16 protein-coding genes are annotated in these 16,847 nt (G+C 37.7%); 2 read left to right on the top strand and 14 right to left on the bottom strand.

Annotated features, from left to right (window positions below):
- Complete coding sequence (locus tag ES765_RS14730) at nt 1-2,286, top strand: relaxase/mobilization nuclease domain-containing protein (protein WP_138115079.1); 2,286 nt, start codon at nt 1-3, stop codon at nt 2,284-2,286.
- 132 nt (nt 2,287-2,418) lie between these two features.
- Here ES765_RS14730 and ES765_RS14735 read toward each other — a convergent pair whose 3' ends face one another.
- From ES765_RS14735 to ES765_RS14790, 13 genes are all read right to left on the bottom strand, one after another.
- The gene (locus ES765_RS14735) at nt 2,419-3,738 is read right to left on the bottom strand and encodes a tyrosine-type recombinase/integrase (RefSeq protein ID WP_138115080.1); all 1,320 of its coding nucleotides are present in this window, start codon (nt 3,736-3,738) and stop codon (nt 2,419-2,421) included.
- Nucleotides 3,739-4,141: 403 nt separating this feature from the next.
- On the bottom strand, nt 4,142-4,816 hold the full coding sequence (locus tag ES765_RS14740) for a hypothetical protein (protein ID WP_138115081.1): 675 nt from the start codon (nt 4,814-4,816) through the stop codon (nt 4,142-4,144).
- A 78-nt stretch (nt 4,817-4,894) separates the two neighbouring features.
- Nucleotides 4,895-5,656, bottom strand: a complete 762-nt coding sequence (locus ES765_RS14745; protein WP_138115082.1) for a hypothetical protein — start codon at nt 5,654-5,656, stop codon at nt 4,895-4,897.
- A 167-nt stretch (nt 5,657-5,823) separates the two neighbouring features.
- Nucleotides 5,824-6,036, bottom strand: coding sequence for a hypothetical protein (locus tag ES765_RS14750; protein WP_138115083.1), 213 nt, complete (start codon nt 6,034-6,036; stop codon nt 5,824-5,826).
- The gene (locus tag ES765_RS14755; protein WP_138115084.1) at nt 6,033-6,602 is read right to left on the bottom strand and encodes a hypothetical protein; all 570 of its coding nucleotides are present in this window, start codon (nt 6,600-6,602) and stop codon (nt 6,033-6,035) included. The genes ES765_RS14750 and ES765_RS14755 overlap by 4 nt, the downstream gene beginning before the upstream one ends.
- Before the next feature lie 36 nt (nt 6,603-6,638).
- Nucleotides 6,639-6,929 carry a hypothetical protein gene (locus tag ES765_RS14760; RefSeq protein ID WP_138115085.1) on the bottom strand — a complete coding sequence of 97 codons (291 nt, stop codon included), beginning with the start codon at nt 6,927-6,929 and terminating at the stop codon, nt 6,639-6,641.
- Between the two features lie 2 nt (nt 6,930-6,931).
- A complete protein-coding gene (locus tag ES765_RS14765; RefSeq protein ID WP_138115086.1) occupies nt 6,932-7,237 on the bottom strand; it encodes a hypothetical protein in 306 nt (101 codons plus the stop codon).
- A gap of 27 nt (nt 7,238-7,264) precedes the next feature.
- Entirely contained in the window at nt 7,265-8,704 is a 1,440-nt protein-coding gene (locus ES765_RS14770; protein ID WP_212744248.1) for a DUF6965 family protein, read from the bottom strand.
- A 28-nt stretch (nt 8,705-8,732) separates the two neighbouring features.
- A complete protein-coding gene (locus ES765_RS14775; RefSeq protein WP_138115087.1) occupies nt 8,733-10,322 on the bottom strand; it encodes a phage/plasmid primase, P4 family in 1,590 nt (529 codons plus the stop codon).
- Nucleotides 10,323-10,374: 52 nt separating this feature from the next.
- On the bottom strand, nt 10,375-10,530 hold the full coding sequence (locus tag ES765_RS21795) for a hypothetical protein (protein ID WP_171017312.1): 156 nt from the start codon (nt 10,528-10,530) through the stop codon (nt 10,375-10,377).
- A 284-nt stretch (nt 10,531-10,814) separates the two neighbouring features.
- A complete protein-coding gene (locus ES765_RS14780; protein WP_138115088.1) occupies nt 10,815-12,125 on the bottom strand; it encodes a tyrosine-type recombinase/integrase in 1,311 nt (436 codons plus the stop codon).
- 334 nt (nt 12,126-12,459) lie between these two features.
- The gene (locus ES765_RS14785; RefSeq protein ID WP_138115089.1) at nt 12,460-13,464 is read right to left on the bottom strand and encodes a DUF3500 domain-containing protein; all 1,005 of its coding nucleotides are present in this window, start codon (nt 13,462-13,464) and stop codon (nt 12,460-12,462) included.
- Nucleotides 13,465-13,502: 38 nt separating this feature from the next.
- Nucleotides 13,503-14,774 (bottom strand): PQQ-dependent sugar dehydrogenase, encoded by a 1,272-nt coding sequence (locus ES765_RS14790; protein ID WP_171017313.1) that lies wholly within the window; start codon nt 14,772-14,774, stop codon nt 13,503-13,505.
- A 598-nt stretch (nt 14,775-15,372) separates the two neighbouring features.
- Between ES765_RS14790 and ES765_RS14795 the strand changes: the two genes are divergently transcribed.
- Nucleotides 15,373-15,585, top strand: coding sequence for a prolyl oligopeptidase family serine peptidase (locus tag ES765_RS14795; RefSeq protein WP_138115090.1), 213 nt, complete (start codon nt 15,373-15,375; stop codon nt 15,583-15,585).
- 117 nt (nt 15,586-15,702) lie between these two features.
- On the opposite strand, the gene ES765_RS14800 is transcribed toward ES765_RS14795, so the two are convergent.
- Nucleotides 15,703-16,731 carry a DUF1080 domain-containing protein gene (locus tag ES765_RS14800; RefSeq protein ID WP_138115091.1) on the bottom strand — a complete coding sequence of 343 codons (1,029 nt, stop codon included), beginning with the start codon at nt 16,729-16,731 and terminating at the stop codon, nt 15,703-15,705.
- Between the last annotated feature and the right edge of the window lie 116 nt (nt 16,732-16,847).

Below are 16,847 nucleotides of genomic sequence, written 5' to 3' on the forward strand. Positions count from 1 at the left end.
ATGATAGCAAGGGTACTTTATCGAAAAAATGTACAGGGAGTCCTGAACTATGTATTGGGCAAAACGGAAAGTACCATACTCGGTTTTCAGAACACCTATTCCGATACGGACACCGACACACAGTTTTTCGGGAGGGTGCTCCATTATCTTGGCAACAGGCACGATACCGAAAAGCGATATCTGCACGCCTCGCTTAATCTGCCCCGTGGCGAGCATTTGAACGACACCGACTTTTTTGAACTTGCCAAAAATTATATGGAACACATGGGCTACGGCGAACAGCCGTTTATCGTGGTGCGCCATAACGACACGAAGCACGAGCATATCCATATCGTTTCCACCACCATAAAGGAGGACTGCTTGCAGATAAACCTCTCCAATGATATCAGAAGGAGCATTGCGACCCAGAAACACCTAGAAAAGGAATTTGGACTTTCCCCATCCCCAGATACAAAACAGACCAAGGAACTGCCTGTCTACGACATGCCCCATTTCCGAAATGAGGATAGCAACGGGGTCAAGTTCTACATACAGGACATCGTGAACAACACCCTTCAAAAATACAAGGTGCGCAGTTTTAATGAACTGTCCAGACTATTAGAGCCACATCACATCGAGGTAAGGACCGTGAACTATAATGGAAGAATAGGCGTAGCCTACGGTATCTCCGTAAAGGACGGTTATCGTTCAAGGTTCATCAACGGCTATACCGTACACCCGCAGTTGAGCGGCCCAAAACTGCAAAAGGTATTTGAGGCGAACAAGAAATCAACGCTGTTGCCGATGGTAAAGAAGCGGCTTGAAAAGCAACTTCTGACCACCTATGGACTTTTCAGGACCATAAACCCCGAACACCTACCCGATATCCTGAAGGCCTATCAAAAACTGGATTGCAGGATCGATTTTGACGAAAACGGAAAAGCCATGGATTTTATCATCTATGACAAATCCGGTCATGTTCTCCATAGTGAAGAAATAGCGACCAATATCGGTATACGACAAAACACGGAACTGTTCGATAGCGAACATACCCAGATGTATGCGGAAAGCGAACAGCTGGAACTGGAACTCCAAAGGTGCATCAGGGAAGCATATCAAAGCGGTTATCAGAATTCAAGGAGCAACATCCTTTTCTCGGAACATATCGATAGGATATCGATAACTGAAGTCGTGGCCGAAATGGCCAGATCGGAACGTTTTCTGTTTATTAGCAAATACCTGAACATGGACAACCATAAACTGGGCAAGCTGATAAAAAATCGAATCGACATTGTAAAGAACAAGCTTTATGCCACCGAAACGATAAAGGAGGAACAAGAACTACATAAAAAGGCGGAACTACTAAAGGATTCCATCCGAAAAGGACTGTTCGACACCCCGAAACAAAAGGAGGTACTTTATGAACTTCTTGGGAGTATCGGCACCGAATATGAAAACGGTACGCTAAGCTACACGCATTCTAATCGACATAAAATAAAACTGGATTTTGGTAACATACCGTTACCGAATCAGATTGATTTTTATGCCTCCCGAAGTTTTATCAGGGAAAATGGGAAAGTTTTGGACGGACTGTTGAACGACAGGTCCGAAAAGGAAATGGATCTAGGTCCTACGGCGATATTCCTACCGTTGATGTTCCCGAGGGTCTACGATGCCATGGTTCCGAAATACCGACAACAGTTTGACCGGCTAAGCCTCAAAACCTATTATAAATATGGCCAAAGCATGCAGGTATCCTTCGAGAAATCCCCTTCTGATCATATCGAGTTTTTCAATGCCAAGGGCTTCTATTTTGAAAGGAAGGAGGAGCGGATATATATCCGTTCGATATATCCAAAGTCTCCGGTAAGCGTTCCGCTTGCACCAAAAATGCAGACCTATCTGGAATCATCTAAAGACCTTAACAAGACTTTGGAAAATCAAACTATAATCTTGGAGGATATAGTATCCAAAGGACGGGACAGCCTAAAAAACCTTTGGTCAACATATTTGGTAGAGCGTGGCCAATACAAGAAAGCGGCGTATCTTTTTATATTGGACGGGATCAGGCCAAATCTGCCACTGGAAATACTGGAGCACCATATGGACAACGGACTGAGGGAAGCATTGGAAAGCGTCGCCAAAATACAATTGGACAGGAAGCAGGCGCATATCCTACGGAAAGGCATCTATGCATTGGGCAATCTACTGGGAGGTGAACGCCCCAGATCGGAGGAAGCGTTCAACGGCTTTAAAGATGAACTTACGGACTATTCAAAATACAAGAGCAGGGGGTTTTCGATGTAGAATATAACGAAATGCTTTGCTCATGGAATTCTGCGCACTAGCGCGCGTTTTTCTGTGGTTAGGGAGAAGAAAGAAAATTGTGGGCTCTGATAAAACGCTAATGCTTCCACTTCTTCTAAAAGCTGTGGCTTTTTAATGTTTGGCGTTAGTAATCTTAGCATTAATCTCATCGAGTATTTTCTCTGAAACACTTTTGCCATAATGTTTTTCCGTAACCTGAACACTTGAATGTCCAAGCCCCGAGGATATTTTTCGAATATCTATACCCATATCCAAACCAATATTTGTCCAAGTATCTCTAAGGGTGTAGGTAGTGATTTTTTTGTCGATTACTGCTAAGGCCGCAATACGTTTAGCATACTTATTGAATATTTGAACCTTACCCTTATTTACCTTAAACAACCTTTCAGGGGATGTTTCTTTAGGGATAATTGGAAAGAGATAGTCATTATCGTCTTGTCCGTTCAAATAATGATTAACGATTTCCAAAGATTCCTCGTTTTGGAGAACGCTGAAATAATCGCCTTCGTAATGTGTTTTCTTGCGAAAATATTTGATGCGGTTTTCTGTAAATTGAAATCGTTTTAAAACAGCCATATCAAAGAAATTCATTCCCATATTGTTGAACATAAAAAGCAGATAATTACGATTGTCCCAAATAGGTGTATGCGGTACTAATTCTAAGGTTCGAATTTTATGGATATCCTCCAAATCGATAGGAGCAGGGGCATTCGCATGGCTTTTCTTTTTAATATTGGATAAGGGCTTATGCTCTTTCAAATCCACAAAAGTTTTTCCGGCGTCGTTCATTATGGCCTGTAGGCTGCGGAGAAAGATAGCAGGAGTGTTTTTTGAGGCATAGCGGTTAATCAAATAGGCTTTAAAATCCTTTGAGAAACCATAGTCAATGGCTTTGATTTCCATATCAAGATTTTTAAATTCCTCCAATGGAATCAATTTATCTTCAATGATTTCATACAGCGTTTTTATTTTGAGGTCTTCCATACCTTTTAAATACCTTCTGTATTTTATTAATGACTTTAAAGCATCTTCATAAGAACTGGCTGTAGAAAATCTACCTTCCATTCTCAGGCGATTTAAATATTTAGCTCCATGATTAAGGATGGTTCGTGATGGGGATTTATTAAAATATAGCTGTTCAATTTCTTGTTTCAGTTTATTCATATCCCAATGCTTAATCTCCCCCTCATGTTCTGCAAGCCATAAATCAACTTCCGAATAGATTTTTCGTATACGTTTTGTGTGCCTCACAGAGTTTATAATCCCTGTAATATTTCCAGTAGTAGGGTTAAATTGATTTTCCTTTAAATGTAAATTAAGAGAAATATAGCGTGTTTTTCTATTGTGACTAATACGAAGAACTAGCATATACTTATTTCCTATAATTGTGTTAGACGAGCGTTTGTCGAAGGTTATCTTAATTGTTGCCATAGTGAATCGGGATTATTGAGAACTTTTTTTCAGCGTGCTTTCAGCGTGCTTTTTTTGGTTTCAAGTGGTTTAATATGGTTTTAAATATAAGTAAAAACCCTGTAATACAGACCTTTGTATAAATAATAAATCATATAAAACCATAATCGGATTGACTCATAATCAGGTGGTCCCTGGTTCGAGTCCAGGTGGGACCACAAAAAACCCCGTAACGTCAATGTTTACGGGTTTTTTTATTTCTGTATACGACGAAGTTATGTTTTTTACCCCTTAATTTGATGGTTAATAACTATTTTTTTATTTCTTAAAAGGGTGGATTAGCAGGATATTTTTAAGTGTTTTGACACATATTTAACAGGAACGTTACTATAGCAATGTTATTTGCTGGCTTTTTTCATTCAAATTAATATCCAAGCATAGTTTTTATCATTTCTCGGTAACCAGGGAATTCATTTGGATTTAAAAGAATCTGATCTTTATTGTCCGCAAGATTTAAAACCTTAAAATCAGGTGCAGGACTTGTTTGAAGTATATATTCACTCAAAACTTTTGCTCCTAATTTGTTATTGCCACGTAAACTGTAATAATATGTATAAGATGCAGGATTGTTGGCTTTGTCTCCTAATTCTGTCGAAAGCCTGTCTATTTCTGATAATATTTTCTCAATCTTTTCGATTTCAGCATTCAGTTTAGAAATTTTTTCTTCGCTGTACATTGAAGGAAATTCATTTTTATATTTTTCTTGTCTTTTAAGTTCGCCTTTTTCAAATTTTAAATCTTTCTCGAAATATTCTTTACGATACTTAACATTATCGCTGTATAGCACAGAATCTGTTAGTTTTAATTCCACAAATTCGTAACTTTCTGGGTCGTTCATTTTTGGTTTTAGATATTCTTCAACATTCTTTTTTACAATATCTTGTTGAGTTGGCTCTTTATCTGATTGGCAGGAAGTCAGTCCGAATGCTACAATTGCAATTCCGATAAATAAATTAGTAGTTTGTTTAATCATAATTTCTGGTTTTTGTTTTTTAGCTGGCGCACGATGCATTGATACAATTAATCCTTCCAGTTCCACTTTATACCCTCTTAACAATAAATCGCGTTAGTAATCTGTCTTTCCTTAATATCCTTCAAGGCTAAATTAGAATTTTCATTAATTAATGCATTTCAATTTATCTACCAAAACCTCTTTATATGTAAAGTAATCATAATCATGATAGCCGTCCGTTCCTTGTAATCTAATTAACTGAATTGGAGAACTAATTAGTTTGTTGTAATTGCTAGAACTTATTACACCGTCGAGTCCAAAGCTTCCACAATCGAGATCTCCATTATGGCGTATAATTACAATTTCACCGTTTTCCAATTTAATTTTAGCAAAAGAAACATCATTGCTTAGTGGACTAGTACAACCTAAATCGTGAATAGATCCTATACTAAATATTTTTTTTCCGTCGTAGTTTCCGAGGGCAATCCTTAGATCATCTAATTCTGTAGATATAAGATAACTTTTGGTTAGCCTTTTCTGAATATTATCAAATTTATCTATTTCATTGGTTACATATTGGCACTCACTCTTCTCCTTAATTCTTTGAATCTCTTTCTCCTTTTCTTTTTCTTTTTCAGCTACTAATTCCTGTTCATTTTGTTGCAATAATACTAGGTCTTTTTGCTCTTTTACCTTCTGTTTTTGAGCAATATGCATATCTCTGATAAAACCCTTGCAGTTTTCAGTTTCAAAATACCAACGGTCATTCTTAAATCCTAAAAGTGTTATTTCTTGTTTATAGTTAATCCGACATTCAGCTTTAGTGTAGGAGTTGGCATCTGAATATATTATCGGATTTCCATCAGGGATTATTTGAACCTCTTCATTAAGTTTAAAGTAGTCTTGAGCAGAAAGGCTAGATGTCATAAGAAGTGTTGTAATCAGGATAATTTTAATTTGGTCAAACATACTTTATAAATTAATCGTTAATTTCTTGTTTCATCTTTTTACTAAGGTAATTAAATAAAGAAACCCTCCAAAGAACGGTTAAAACTATGGAGGGCTAAACAAGAAAGAACGGTATAACTTTCCTGCTATGTTCTATTAAAACGTCTTTTTTTCAATTCTGTATTTATATATTTAAGGTTTAGAAAAATGTTGTGCAGTATATCAGACTCGCTAAGATTAAAACTATTAACGCTTGTATGGTTCAACCTTACATTTTGTACCCTTAATTGTTCGTGCAACTGTACGTCCGTTAAGTAGGTGTAATCAATAACACTATCCTCTACCTTTATCTTTTTCATGCCTTGAAGTATTGTACGTTGATAACTGGGTTCAATCCCTCCAATAAAATCCCTTGGTGATATCTTACAACATGGGCTATCATAGTGGCGTTAAATTTTGAGTGTAGCTCAATAGCTGTATCCATGAATTTTGTGACTAGGTCGTACTCTTCTTTTTTATTCTCGTTCAGGTAGATATTAAAATCATCTTTGTTTATAGTCGATTTAAGCCCTGTTTTAGATACTTTGGGAGCGTACACGACCATTTGCCTAATAGTAGCCTTTATACTGCTTTCTAGGGCGTTAAATTGCTCTCTGCTTATATTTGTTTTAGTTTTAAAAACAAGTTCCCTATCTAGGTGTTGGGGCTCATTCTGGCAATATTTATCCCAAAATATTTCAAGCGTATAATCAAAAGGACTTTCTAAAAAATCAGCTTGGTCTGTTATCATTTTGAAGTCCCCGATTGCCTTAGTGGTCAGTTTGGTCAATTCGCTGTAAGTATTGAATACTTCCTCATCTTTTGTTAGATACTTTTTGTATCCATCAGCATCAAAACCAATTTGTGTTTTTACATTTTTACTCATAAGATATTTATTAAAATTTACTTTTTGTAATTACTCTTAATCAATAAACAAAGGAATTTCTAATCCATCCTTTATTTGCCATTGTTCCATAAACTCCTTAACTTTTTTCAATGTTTCTATTACTCCGATACTACTATCTGTGAAAGCACCTGTGGCATCTTGTATAAGATTATCCATTTCTCTACCTTCTAGTTTGTTCTTTAAAATATATTCTTCCAATTCATCGAAGGTTCTAAGTACAACATCTTCTAGTTCAACCTCTTTTATTTGGTATTTTGTGGCATTCTCTATTTCCTGCAACACATCTAATTCTTTCTTGCTATCCATATTTAATTGTTATTTAGTTTATTCTGTAGCACCCTTATTCGCTCCTGTCTTTCTTGCGGCGTCATTTCGACAAAATCCTCTATACTGGTAATACTTTCTATCTCGGTTCTATTTAATTTAGGCAAAGCGTACTCCAGTAGCTTTATAATAGTATCAATTCTTTCTTTGGCAGATAACTCCTCAAAATCGTTTATTACGTTATCCCATTGCTCATCTAAAAGGCTCTCTATTCGTGTTCTAAGCGTTTTTAAGTCCTTATTGCTGCTACCTTTAGGTCTGCCTGAATTTTCTCTTTTACCTCCTCTCATATTTGATTAATTTTGATTTTTTTTCAATTATGCACTTGCCAAAATTGAATTTGTTAACCTGTCTTTAAATTCCTGTAACCTGTTCAGGTATGGTAAATAAACATTGTTGCCGTTGTTGGCTTTCACGGTGTCAAAATGACTTTGAACAAATGCGGAGCAATCCCTAACCGTACCAAAGCCCAGTTTAATTTGGTCGCTAGGTATTTCAATCGATTCAAAGTAGTTTTCAAGGTTTAGAATATCAGCGTTCCAATCTTGGGGCTGCTCCTCTGTGAACGGGTCAAATTGCTCGCTTACAAAAACGTCAAAAGGCTCATCATCTAAAAATAAAATGTTTTGTTCAGGGATAACATTAGTAACATTAGTAACACTTTCGGGTTCTTTGTAAATCGGTTTTTCCCGTTGTTCCCTGAATAGTCGCCAATCTTGTTTTATAAGATAGTCCGCAAGGTCGCTACCTTCTATTTTGTCATTTTCAGGTGCTAACCTTTCCAATAGGTCCGAAAAAATAAACCTTGTTTTAGGTAGTCTACTTTCATAATTTTTTGCTTTTGTTTCCCATTCTTTGAAGGTGTTGCCATCTTTTGAAAGGTCTGGAAATACATACACAAAACGTCCTTGCAATACTTTCAGCTTATCAAATGAGAAACTACTTTTATTATATACCGCCAACCAAATAAGGCTTTCAGGCGTTTCGGGCAATCCAAAATACAAAGTGCTATAAATAGCCGTTTTAGGGGCTTCTACCAACGCAACGGGGTTATTTGGGTACTTGTTTAGTAAGTGCCCCCCAAACAGGCAGGAAACCCTTTTATCCTGCTTTGTGTAAGCTTCCAGCCATGCAGGCAACGGCTCGTTTTTTCGGCTGTGGTGTTTCTCGATTATCGAGTGTAAAAAATCCGTTCCCGTGGTGTGGTTCTGTTCGTCAAATTCCTTTACTTGTATTGCCCTTACATTGTCGTTTATATCAATAAAAGGAAAAGTAGTTGCCCCTGCTCTGTAACCATTTGCAACCGTACCCAATCGGTACAGCTGTATAACCTTTGTAACGTCATCAACTTCAAACGGAAATTTAACCATATGGAATAGGTTTTGGATAAACATATTGTTTTCATAGCGTTCACTTAATAGTGTTTGTTTGAAAGTTCCAAAGTCAAAAAATACTGGTTCAGGCTTGGATTGAGAGATAAAATATTTTTGTTCTGGGAGGGTAACATTAGTAACACCAGTAACATTTTGTTCCTGCTCCCAAATCATTTTGGCATATTCATTTAGGTATGGATTCAATTTATAGGCACATTTATTTTCACGGTCACAACGTCCGTATTCCTTTGGTAAAGGTTCTCCCGTTTCAATGTCGATATAAGCAACGAACGTTTTTTTGTCGCAGTTTGGGCAATTATGCTTTTTGCTGCCCCTTTCTAATTTATAGCGGTATGTGTTACTATTGTTATTAATGTTACTCATTTAAAAAACATTTTTTTTACGTTAAGTCTTATTGAACGGGCTTGATATATGCCGCTAATTGGTTTCGAGAAATCCTATCTACAACAAAACCTAATCCTTGTAGCTGTTTTATGAAATTTGACTTTTTAAAAGGTGTCATCCCATCCTCTATACAAAAGGCTTTATATTCAGCGTATAAGTCTTTAATTAACTCATGTTCGTCTGGGCTTTTCTCATAGTCGTTTTCATTCAAAAACATCTGTACGCTGTTGCTTTCTGTTTTATATTGCTCAATGGCTTCTTGTGCCGCTTTGCAATCTGAAAAACGCCTTTGTTCCAATAATCTATTAAGGCCATCCAGTACCCAATTGAATACTCCTGAAAGTTCGTTTTCAATTATTTTGGTGTGTAAATTTTTATCCTGTTCCTCTGGTGGTATGGTAACGTCAAAGGGAATTATTAAAAACCTCCTGAAATATGCCGTTGTATGCTCAACATCCTTAGGTAGTTCATTGCAGTTAAAAATTAGTTTTGCATATTGCTTTAAAATGAATGGCTGCCCATAAGGCAAACGGGCTTCAACGGGTTCGCCTGAAACTAACTGTTTAAATATTGACGCTTCCAATTTGCCATTTATTTCGCTTGCGTAGTTTACCAGTTTATTAGCCAACTTCGCCCTAAAATATCCGTTGTCATTTGTAAGGCTTTGCAATGAATAGCTGCTTATATTGTCATTTCCCAACAAAGCACTTACCACCTCGAAGAAAACGGACTTACCATTCGCACCAGTACCGTATAGTATTAAAGCTTTCTCCTCTTTTAATGCGTTACTACCATGTTTAATAAAAACAAAGCCTAGATATTCAGCCAATACCTTTTGGCGTTCTTTATCGGGCAATACTTTATTTAAATATGATTCAAATAGGGGAGCCGTCGCATTAGGGTTATATTCAAACGGCAATTGATATGTAATGAAGTCGGAGCTATCGAACGGTCTTAGGTTTGTTCCCTGTGGGCTTATTTCAAACGTCCCATTTAGCAGGTTAATCAATACAGTATCCTTATCACTTTCGGGTGTTGGTAAATATGCCGTTGCAAGGAATTGTTTAAAAAGCTGTTCCCTGAATTGGTAAAATCTTGCAGAAAATTTGGTAACACCCATTTTCTCTGCTCCCTCGCCTAAAAATTTTTGAAAAGTTTCCTTATCAATGTCAGCCCAAAACGTACCATTGTACAGATAAATAAAATCGTGGTTTTTACATAAGCCCCAACGATTTTTTTCGGCAAAATTCAAAGCGTTCTCAATTGATAGAACTAAATAATGCTTAACATTCAATTTTAATTTATCCAACTGCTTTTGGATATCCTGTGCCTTTTCGCTTCCTTTCCCTGCCTTTTCCAGTTCCTTCATTAGTTGCTTAGCCTCAGGAAATGCAAGTAATTTAAAGTCAAGCCGCTCAAACTGTTCAATCAGCTTTTTTAAAATATCATAATGTGGTGTAGCTTCACTTCTTTTAACCAGTTCTTTAGTATGTACTGTAAAAGTATCTGCTTTGTCAAGGTCATCAAACGTAACATTCAGCTTCGTTTTACCTTCCTTTCTTTGCCCATAAGGCGCTAATAATGTATCCTTACTCATATCCCGTTTTTATTAAAAATTAAAATCCTACAATTCCTTTTTGTTGGGTTTTTTATTGATTAATATCTAGGATTTCGTTTAGATCATACCGCTTAGCTTTACCCAAACCGTAGTTTTTTATTTCACCTCGTTCATCTGCACGGTACACGGTAAATAAGTTGACATTGATAGCCGCGGCTAGTTCTTTCGCTGAAACTAAATTTCTCATTTTCATACTATTAATTAATTAATGTTATGAGAGAAAACCGTATTATCAAATTTTATACCTTTGGACTTACCACAGTACCAAGGGCGTTGTTCGATATTTCGGATTTCGCTCTTTTTTTTATGCTCTATATGAGCTTCCTAATCTATAAACGTAAATTGGGGTATTCTGTAAACTACTGTTTTTGATTAATTTTACGTTTTCGCCCCGATACCTTACTTTTAATAGCGTATTTGTGTTTTAAAGCATTGAATATCAGTGGTTAATGTTTATATATTAAAGTTTTGTTAAGATATACTTTTTAGGTTTTCACTTCGTTTGTCGACCGTCATTTTATTGATTTCCTCAACCCTTAATCTATTGGCTTCGGTTATAGCGGAATTTTTACCACCTACGTAAATAAAGAAATTTTCAAGTTGCTTATGCCCAGTTATTGCCATACAGCTTTGAGCATCCCATCTTAATTCTTTGTATAAATAGGTAGCCAATGATTTACGCCCTGTCTTAGTTGTAATCAGTTCGTGTTTAGGATATTCACCTATTTTACCATTTTTGGATTCATTAAGTACTTCCTTTATTTCACATTCCTCACACACCTCTTTCACCATCTTGTTAAGGTGTGCGTTTTGGCTGCCTTCATTATCGCTAAACCTAGGAGGGAAACCACCATATTTATCGATAACCCTTTTTACACGGTCGAAAATCGGTATTTCAACGGTTGCCCCTGTTTTCCTTTGGGTCAAAACAATAGCCCCATCCTTAATATTATCCTTTGTAAGTGCATTACAGTCCACAAACCTCTGTCCAGTACCACAAAGCACGATTAGCCAATCCCTTGCGTATTCCATTATTTCATTTGGCATTGTGGTTGAGAATATTAGTTCCTGCTCCATTTCTGACAACGGGACTACTGTTGTGTCGTAGCTGTAGCCTTTTATGTTCCTGAAGTATGGGTCGACCTCCTGATTGTCATTATAGGCAGCCGTTAATATGGTCTTTAAGGATTTAAGTTTACGCCCTGCAGTAGAAATAGCGTATTGTTCAGTTAGAAACGATTCAAAGGAATCGATTGTCTTATTATCGAATGAATTTAAGTTGATTTTTACGCCTTCCTCTTTTTGAAACAGTTCTAAAGTTGATTTTAATTGCTCATATTTCCTTAAAGTTCCCTTGGTGTATTGTTTTAGTTTGTTCCCTTTGGTTCTATAGCCTTTTTTCTCGCACTTCTTTATAAACGCATCAATGTAGTCCGTAATACTCTTGGTATCGGTTTTAGTGAAGGTTCTTTCTTTCTCGGGTATCCTACGTATATCATATATTATTTGCCTAAAGTCGTCCCCAGTAATATCGCTTACAGATTTTGAGAGGTCGAGTTCTACATCTGTTATGTGATTAAGGAATTTTGTTTCTATGGCAGTTAAATATTTGACTATCCTTGCATCCCTTGGCATTTTCTTTTTGAAATCCCAGTTATTTTCAACATCGGGAACGCTAATCTTTGTACTTATAAGAAAATTTTTGTGCCTTCCTATAGATATACGAGCTTGGATTTTTGAATTTCCTTTCTTTGTTCTAGGGTAAAAGTTTACTGTAGCCATAATATGTATACAACATTAATTACAGTAAAATTAGTAATAAATAGTAATGAGTAGTTGTAAGCCTAAGTAAAACGGGTATAAAGTAATTAACAGCAATGTTAAGATGTATACTGCCTTCGGGTACAGGTGGGACCACAAAGAGAAGCCGAAAGGCTTCTCTTTTTTTGTTTATAGCTATAGTAGCTTTCACTTACATCTTACAAAGCTATGTGCTAATCAAATTCTATACAGGAGCATGCCACGTATATTGTAGCCTTTGCTCTTTTTAAAATTAACCATAACTGGAACTTGATCCCGTTATGGTTAATTAAATAGTCATTATTTTAAGAAATGCTTAATGCTGATGTTTGTGTTTGGTGTAGTGTTCTTTTAACAAGTCCCTGCCAAAATCACCATCAAAATCACGCCAAACCGAGTGAATGTGGTTTGCATTGTTTTGGCTGTTGTCAAATTCGATCATAAAGGTTTTTGCCTGTATGCGGTAGTAGTGTGCTTTTCCAAGTTCTGTGGCACCTGCCCATGCAAATCGCATCTCATCCATTTCCTCTTTATGGATGTTATTTATTTTCTCTATTGCCTGATCTGCAGGGATAGTGGAAACATATTCGTAAATGATGTCCATTACAAGTTTTTTCTGAGCGGTATTTAGATTACTGACCAATATGCCTTCAGGGGCTAGTTTCTCTACTTCTGACTTGTTGAGGCTAACCACATCGTTGTACGCTTTTTCATTAAAAATAGCAATCTTCTTCTGACTACTGCTCAGCATATTGATTAGTTGTAATCCCATATCTTCTTCATTTACCAAAGGGCTAAATCCTTTCCGTTCACCTTCCATTATTCTTCCTGGGTTTGAACCGAAGAATCTAGGGGCATAAGAAACAGTATCAGCTACGGTCGTAAAATGTAGTGAAACATGATGTCCTTCAAAAGTCCACATCCAAATGTCTTCCTGTGCTGGATTTCCGTAAATGGAAACGTAATACCTTTCTGGATCTCGGTAAACCGAGTCGCCAGAACTTGCCGCCAGTACGTTTTCTAGGCCAATGATTTCAGTCGTCTGCTTGTAGCCGGTGTCACTTAATGATGACTGGAGCAGCCTATGGACTAATTCCTTTTGATCCGGTCTTAACGCTTTTAACGGCAGTCCTTGTCGTTCATGAGAACTCCAGGGTAAAAAGTGCCATTGGTCTCTAGTATCTGCATTAAATTCATGAATAATTGTTGCTTTTTGGGGTGCTGTCAAAGAATTAATAAATTGGTTGACAATCGTCACATCTTGTGGGAATCCCAAAAAGGGGAAAACGGCAATAAGGACTACGAGGATATGTTTTTTCATATGTAATACGATAGTTCACCTACTTTATAAGGTTCAGATTAATACGTTATCTTAAAAATACTTCCACCAAAGTCATCACTAACATATAATGCACCATCTGGCCCTTGTGCCAGTCCGCATGGGCGGTGTTGCAAGGTGGCATCTGTTGGGTTGGCCAAATCAAATCCGGCAAAATTATCGAGGAAAATTTCCCAATCTCCACTTGGTTTTCCATTTTTAAAAGGAACAAAGGCTATAAAAAAGCCCTTTTTAAGCTCTGGAGATTGATTGTGAAATGCTATGAAGGCGCCATCTTTATATTTATCTGGGAACATGTCTCCCGTATAGAAAAGGACATCATTTGGGCCTAAATGCGCAGGGAAGGCCACAAGGGGCATAATAGCTCCTTTTTCACCTGACTGCTCGCCGTCTCCCCCATACTCGGGAGCTAAAATACGCTGCTTTTTAAATTGGTCGTAATACGTATAGGGCCAACCTGCATTGTCATGTTCCTTCAATTCATATAAGGTTTCGGCAGGTAATTCACCATCTTGTTTTTGAGTATAGAGATCTGGATAAAAATTGTGTAGTCCTCCCCGGCCATGATCGGTCGCAAACAAGGAGTTTGTTTTGAAATTCCATGTAATTCCAACTGAGTTTTTAAGGCCCGTAGCATACCGTGATCCATCGGCAAAGGTCTGATTCAGTTTATCGGACCTAAATTTCCAAATTCCTCCAGCCGAATCCAATATGCTACAAGGCATCATCCCTGTATTTGCTTCTTGATCCCTGCATGCATCGTTCCAAGAACCTATGGTCACATATAGGTTGGCATCATCATCAATCGCAAATGGTTTGGCATTGTCCATGCCCATATCAATTAAGCCACCCACAATTTTTTCCGGGGTATCCGTATCAATAATGTTATGGTCATCATTCAATTTATAGCGAAACACACCCGTATTTGAAGACGCATAGAGGTAGTCGCCCTTTGCTAGAATTCCTGTGCCGGGAACGTCGGCAAAGTGCTGTTGCTCATCTATGGTGCCATCCTTATCATTATCCTTAAGTAACACAATGGCCTTGCCATCTTTCAGAACGGATCTATTGGCATAGATATCACCATTTTTTGAAATGGTCAAATGTCGAACAGCGCCTAAATCTTTTCCAACTTCTTGAACTGAAAATCCTTCGGGGGCTTTTAAAATGGTTTCATTACGTGCTGTTTTTTCTGATGGCTTAGTTTCGTTTTTGCATTGCACAAAAAAAGTTGCAACTACCATAGCGGTTATCAACAGTAATGGGTTTCGGGTAATAGGTGTTCGTTTCATTTAGTGGTTTTAGACGATTGGCAAGTTTTAAAGTTACTATTTCAATATCACTTCTATACCAAAAAATTAAAATACACCTATGTTGTTAATTGTTGAACTACAAATTACTATCGAATTTTCAATCTTTTTATAAGATGAAAACGATACCTCAGGCAATTCACTTCCTACTATTTTTCTAATAGTCAATCTTGGGCATGCCCAAGAGGAATATAAACTCTGGGAAGGCGAAAAAAACCTTTTATAAGGACAACAATCTCCAGGAGTTCGAAAAAGAGGCATGAGGGAACAACAGTAGCGGGAAAAAGTACGGAACCTACGCTAACAATTTATAAAACTGAAGGGCAAAATACGGGCAAGGCGGTCATTATAATTCCTAGAGAGGGGTATGAATTGGTGGCCATGTACCATGAGGGGGATGAGTTGGCAGAGCTGCTATCAAAAAAGAGAATAACAGCGGCTGTGTTAAAATATAGAATACCCAATCGAAAATCTTCAAATGAACCACACTTGGTGTCGTTGACCGGATGCTCGCAAAGCACTTAAAATTATAGTGAAAAAGCGGAATTCAATGGTGTTAACACAGATTAGATAGGCGTTATTGGTTTTTTCTGTCGGAGGACATTTGGCAACGGTTCTGGAGCTTTGGAAGAGCGAAGAGGTGCATGCAACCGATGACGATTCTTGTAACCTTAAAGAGACTACGTTATATGCGCAAAAACTACGGGACCAACAAGTGTTAGCGGAAACACATGTTTTACCTAATGGCGGTCATGGCTTTGGGGTTGGTAGCGCCTCTGACGGTGCAGAATAATGGGTTGGCCTTTAAATAAACTGGCTAAAGAACAATACATTTTGAGTACGTTATAGGAACGAACCTATGCTATTAATTCATTATTCTTTTTGGCGTTTACCTATTCGGAATTTGACCTTAGAATATCGGAGTCAACACAATATTTCTATAGGCTACAGTGCCATGGTCACCCTGTAAATAAATTGGGCCTGGAGCAAAAACATCAGCGCTAATGGCTCCACCTGTAGGGCCTTCCACAGCTGCATTATCTACAATCTTTTTTTCGTTTAAGATGACCGTTATATGGCGGTCTACCAAGGTAATGTCTAAGGTCTGCCATTCACCTGCGGGTTTTTCGGCAGTTTCATTTGGAGTAACACGGCTATAAACGGCACCCATATTATGGCTGTCAAGTTCTAATCCATAAGAGTCCACTACTTGTATTTCATATAAGCCCCTAAGATATACCCCGCTATTGTTGCCCTTAGGTACGTTGACCTCTAATTTTAAATTGAAATCTGCAAACTCTTGTTCGGTACGTAGGTTTCCATAAGAGATATGTTCACCATTATCGGGCTGTGCGGGATCATTCTGCATGGTACCGTTTACCACCTTAAAACCATTTGCCATGTTAGGGTTAATAGGTCTCCAACCGTTCATATCCTTCCCATTAAATAGTTTTATAGACTTCCCATATTTAAGCGCAGTTAAGTCTGGTGCAGTGCCTACGGCAGGCATCCGTTCTCCTCTGAAATAACTAAGTTCCTCTCCGGTTCCTCCCCAAGATGGTCCCGTCATCGTGCCGGCAATGGCATCGTTTATTTTGGTAATGCGTAAGGTGTAGGTTTTGATATGGATACGCTCTTTTCCAATGGCGTCTTTCTCGAGTACTTGTTCAGAAGTTCGGGTTACGACCAAGGTATTTTCATCTACCAAATACATATCTGAAACAGGGAGCACACTACCACCGATCCATAGCAGCTCTCCGTCTAGAACTCCTTGCTGCTCATGCACTTTAAGCCAACCAACACCACCACCCACAATATCAATGCCCCATGTACCCAGAAAACTGTTTTCCGCTTCGGGAGATAATTCACAGGGCGTATTCGCAAATAAGGAAGGACCGGTTAATACAACAGCAATAAGGGCAAGGACTAATTTTTTCATGATTTCGGTTTGGTTTAGTGTCTTAGATAGGGCATACACTATAGTATGTATCGCATACTAAAAGTAAGGATTTATTTGGTAGGGGGTACTTTAGTAGTAAAGTTTATACTAGGTAG

The sequence above is a fragment of the Maribacter sp. ACAM166 genome (assembly GCF_005771495.1).
GTDB lineage: Bacteria > Bacteroidota > Bacteroidia > Flavobacteriales > Flavobacteriaceae > Maribacter.

Coding starts and splice junctions, on each gene's coding strand:
- ES765_RS14785 (WP_138115089.1), bottom strand. CDS start 13,464: ATGAAAAAACATATCCTCGTAGTCCTTATTGCCGTTTTCCCCTTTTTG.
- ES765_RS14775 (WP_138115087.1), bottom strand. CDS start 10,322: ATGAGTAAGGATACATTATTAGCGCCTTATGGGCAAAGAAAGGAAGGT.
- ES765_RS14770 (WP_212744248.1), bottom strand. CDS start 8,704: ATGAGTAACATTAATAACAATAGTAACACATACCGCTATAAATTAGAA.
- ES765_RS14750 (WP_138115083.1), bottom strand. CDS start 6,036: ATGAAAAAGATAAAGGTAGAGGATAGTGTTATTGATTACACCTACTTA.
- ES765_RS14765 (WP_138115086.1), bottom strand. CDS start 7,237: ATGAGAGGAGGTAAAAGAGAAAATTCAGGCAGACCTAAAGGTAGCAGC.
- ES765_RS21795 (WP_171017312.1), bottom strand. CDS start 10,530: ATGAGAAATTTAGTTTCAGCGAAAGAACTAGCCGCGGCTATCAATGTC.
- ES765_RS14735 (WP_138115080.1), bottom strand. CDS start 3,738: ATGGCAACAATTAAGATAACCTTCGACAAACGCTCGTCTAACACAATT.
- ES765_RS14790 (WP_171017313.1), bottom strand. CDS start 14,774: ATGAAACGAACACCTATTACCCGAAACCCATTACTGTTGATAACCGCT.
- ES765_RS14760 (WP_138115085.1), bottom strand. CDS start 6,929: ATGGATAGCAAGAAAGAATTAGATGTGTTGCAGGAAATAGAGAATGCC.
- ES765_RS14780 (WP_138115088.1), bottom strand. CDS start 12,125: ATGGCTACAGTAAACTTTTACCCTAGAACAAAGAAAGGAAATTCAAAA.
- ES765_RS14755 (WP_138115084.1), bottom strand. CDS start 6,602: ATGAGTAAAAATGTAAAAACACAAATTGGTTTTGATGCTGATGGATAC.
- ES765_RS14800 (WP_138115091.1), bottom strand. CDS start 16,731: ATGAAAAAATTAGTCCTTGCCCTTATTGCTGTTGTATTAACCGGTCCT.
- ES765_RS14730 (WP_138115079.1), top strand. CDS start 1: ATGATAGCAAGGGTACTTTATCGAAAAAATGTACAGGGAGTCCTGAAC.
- ES765_RS14745 (WP_138115082.1), bottom strand. CDS start 5,656: ATGACATCTAGCCTTTCTGCTCAAGACTACTTTAAACTTAATGAAGAG.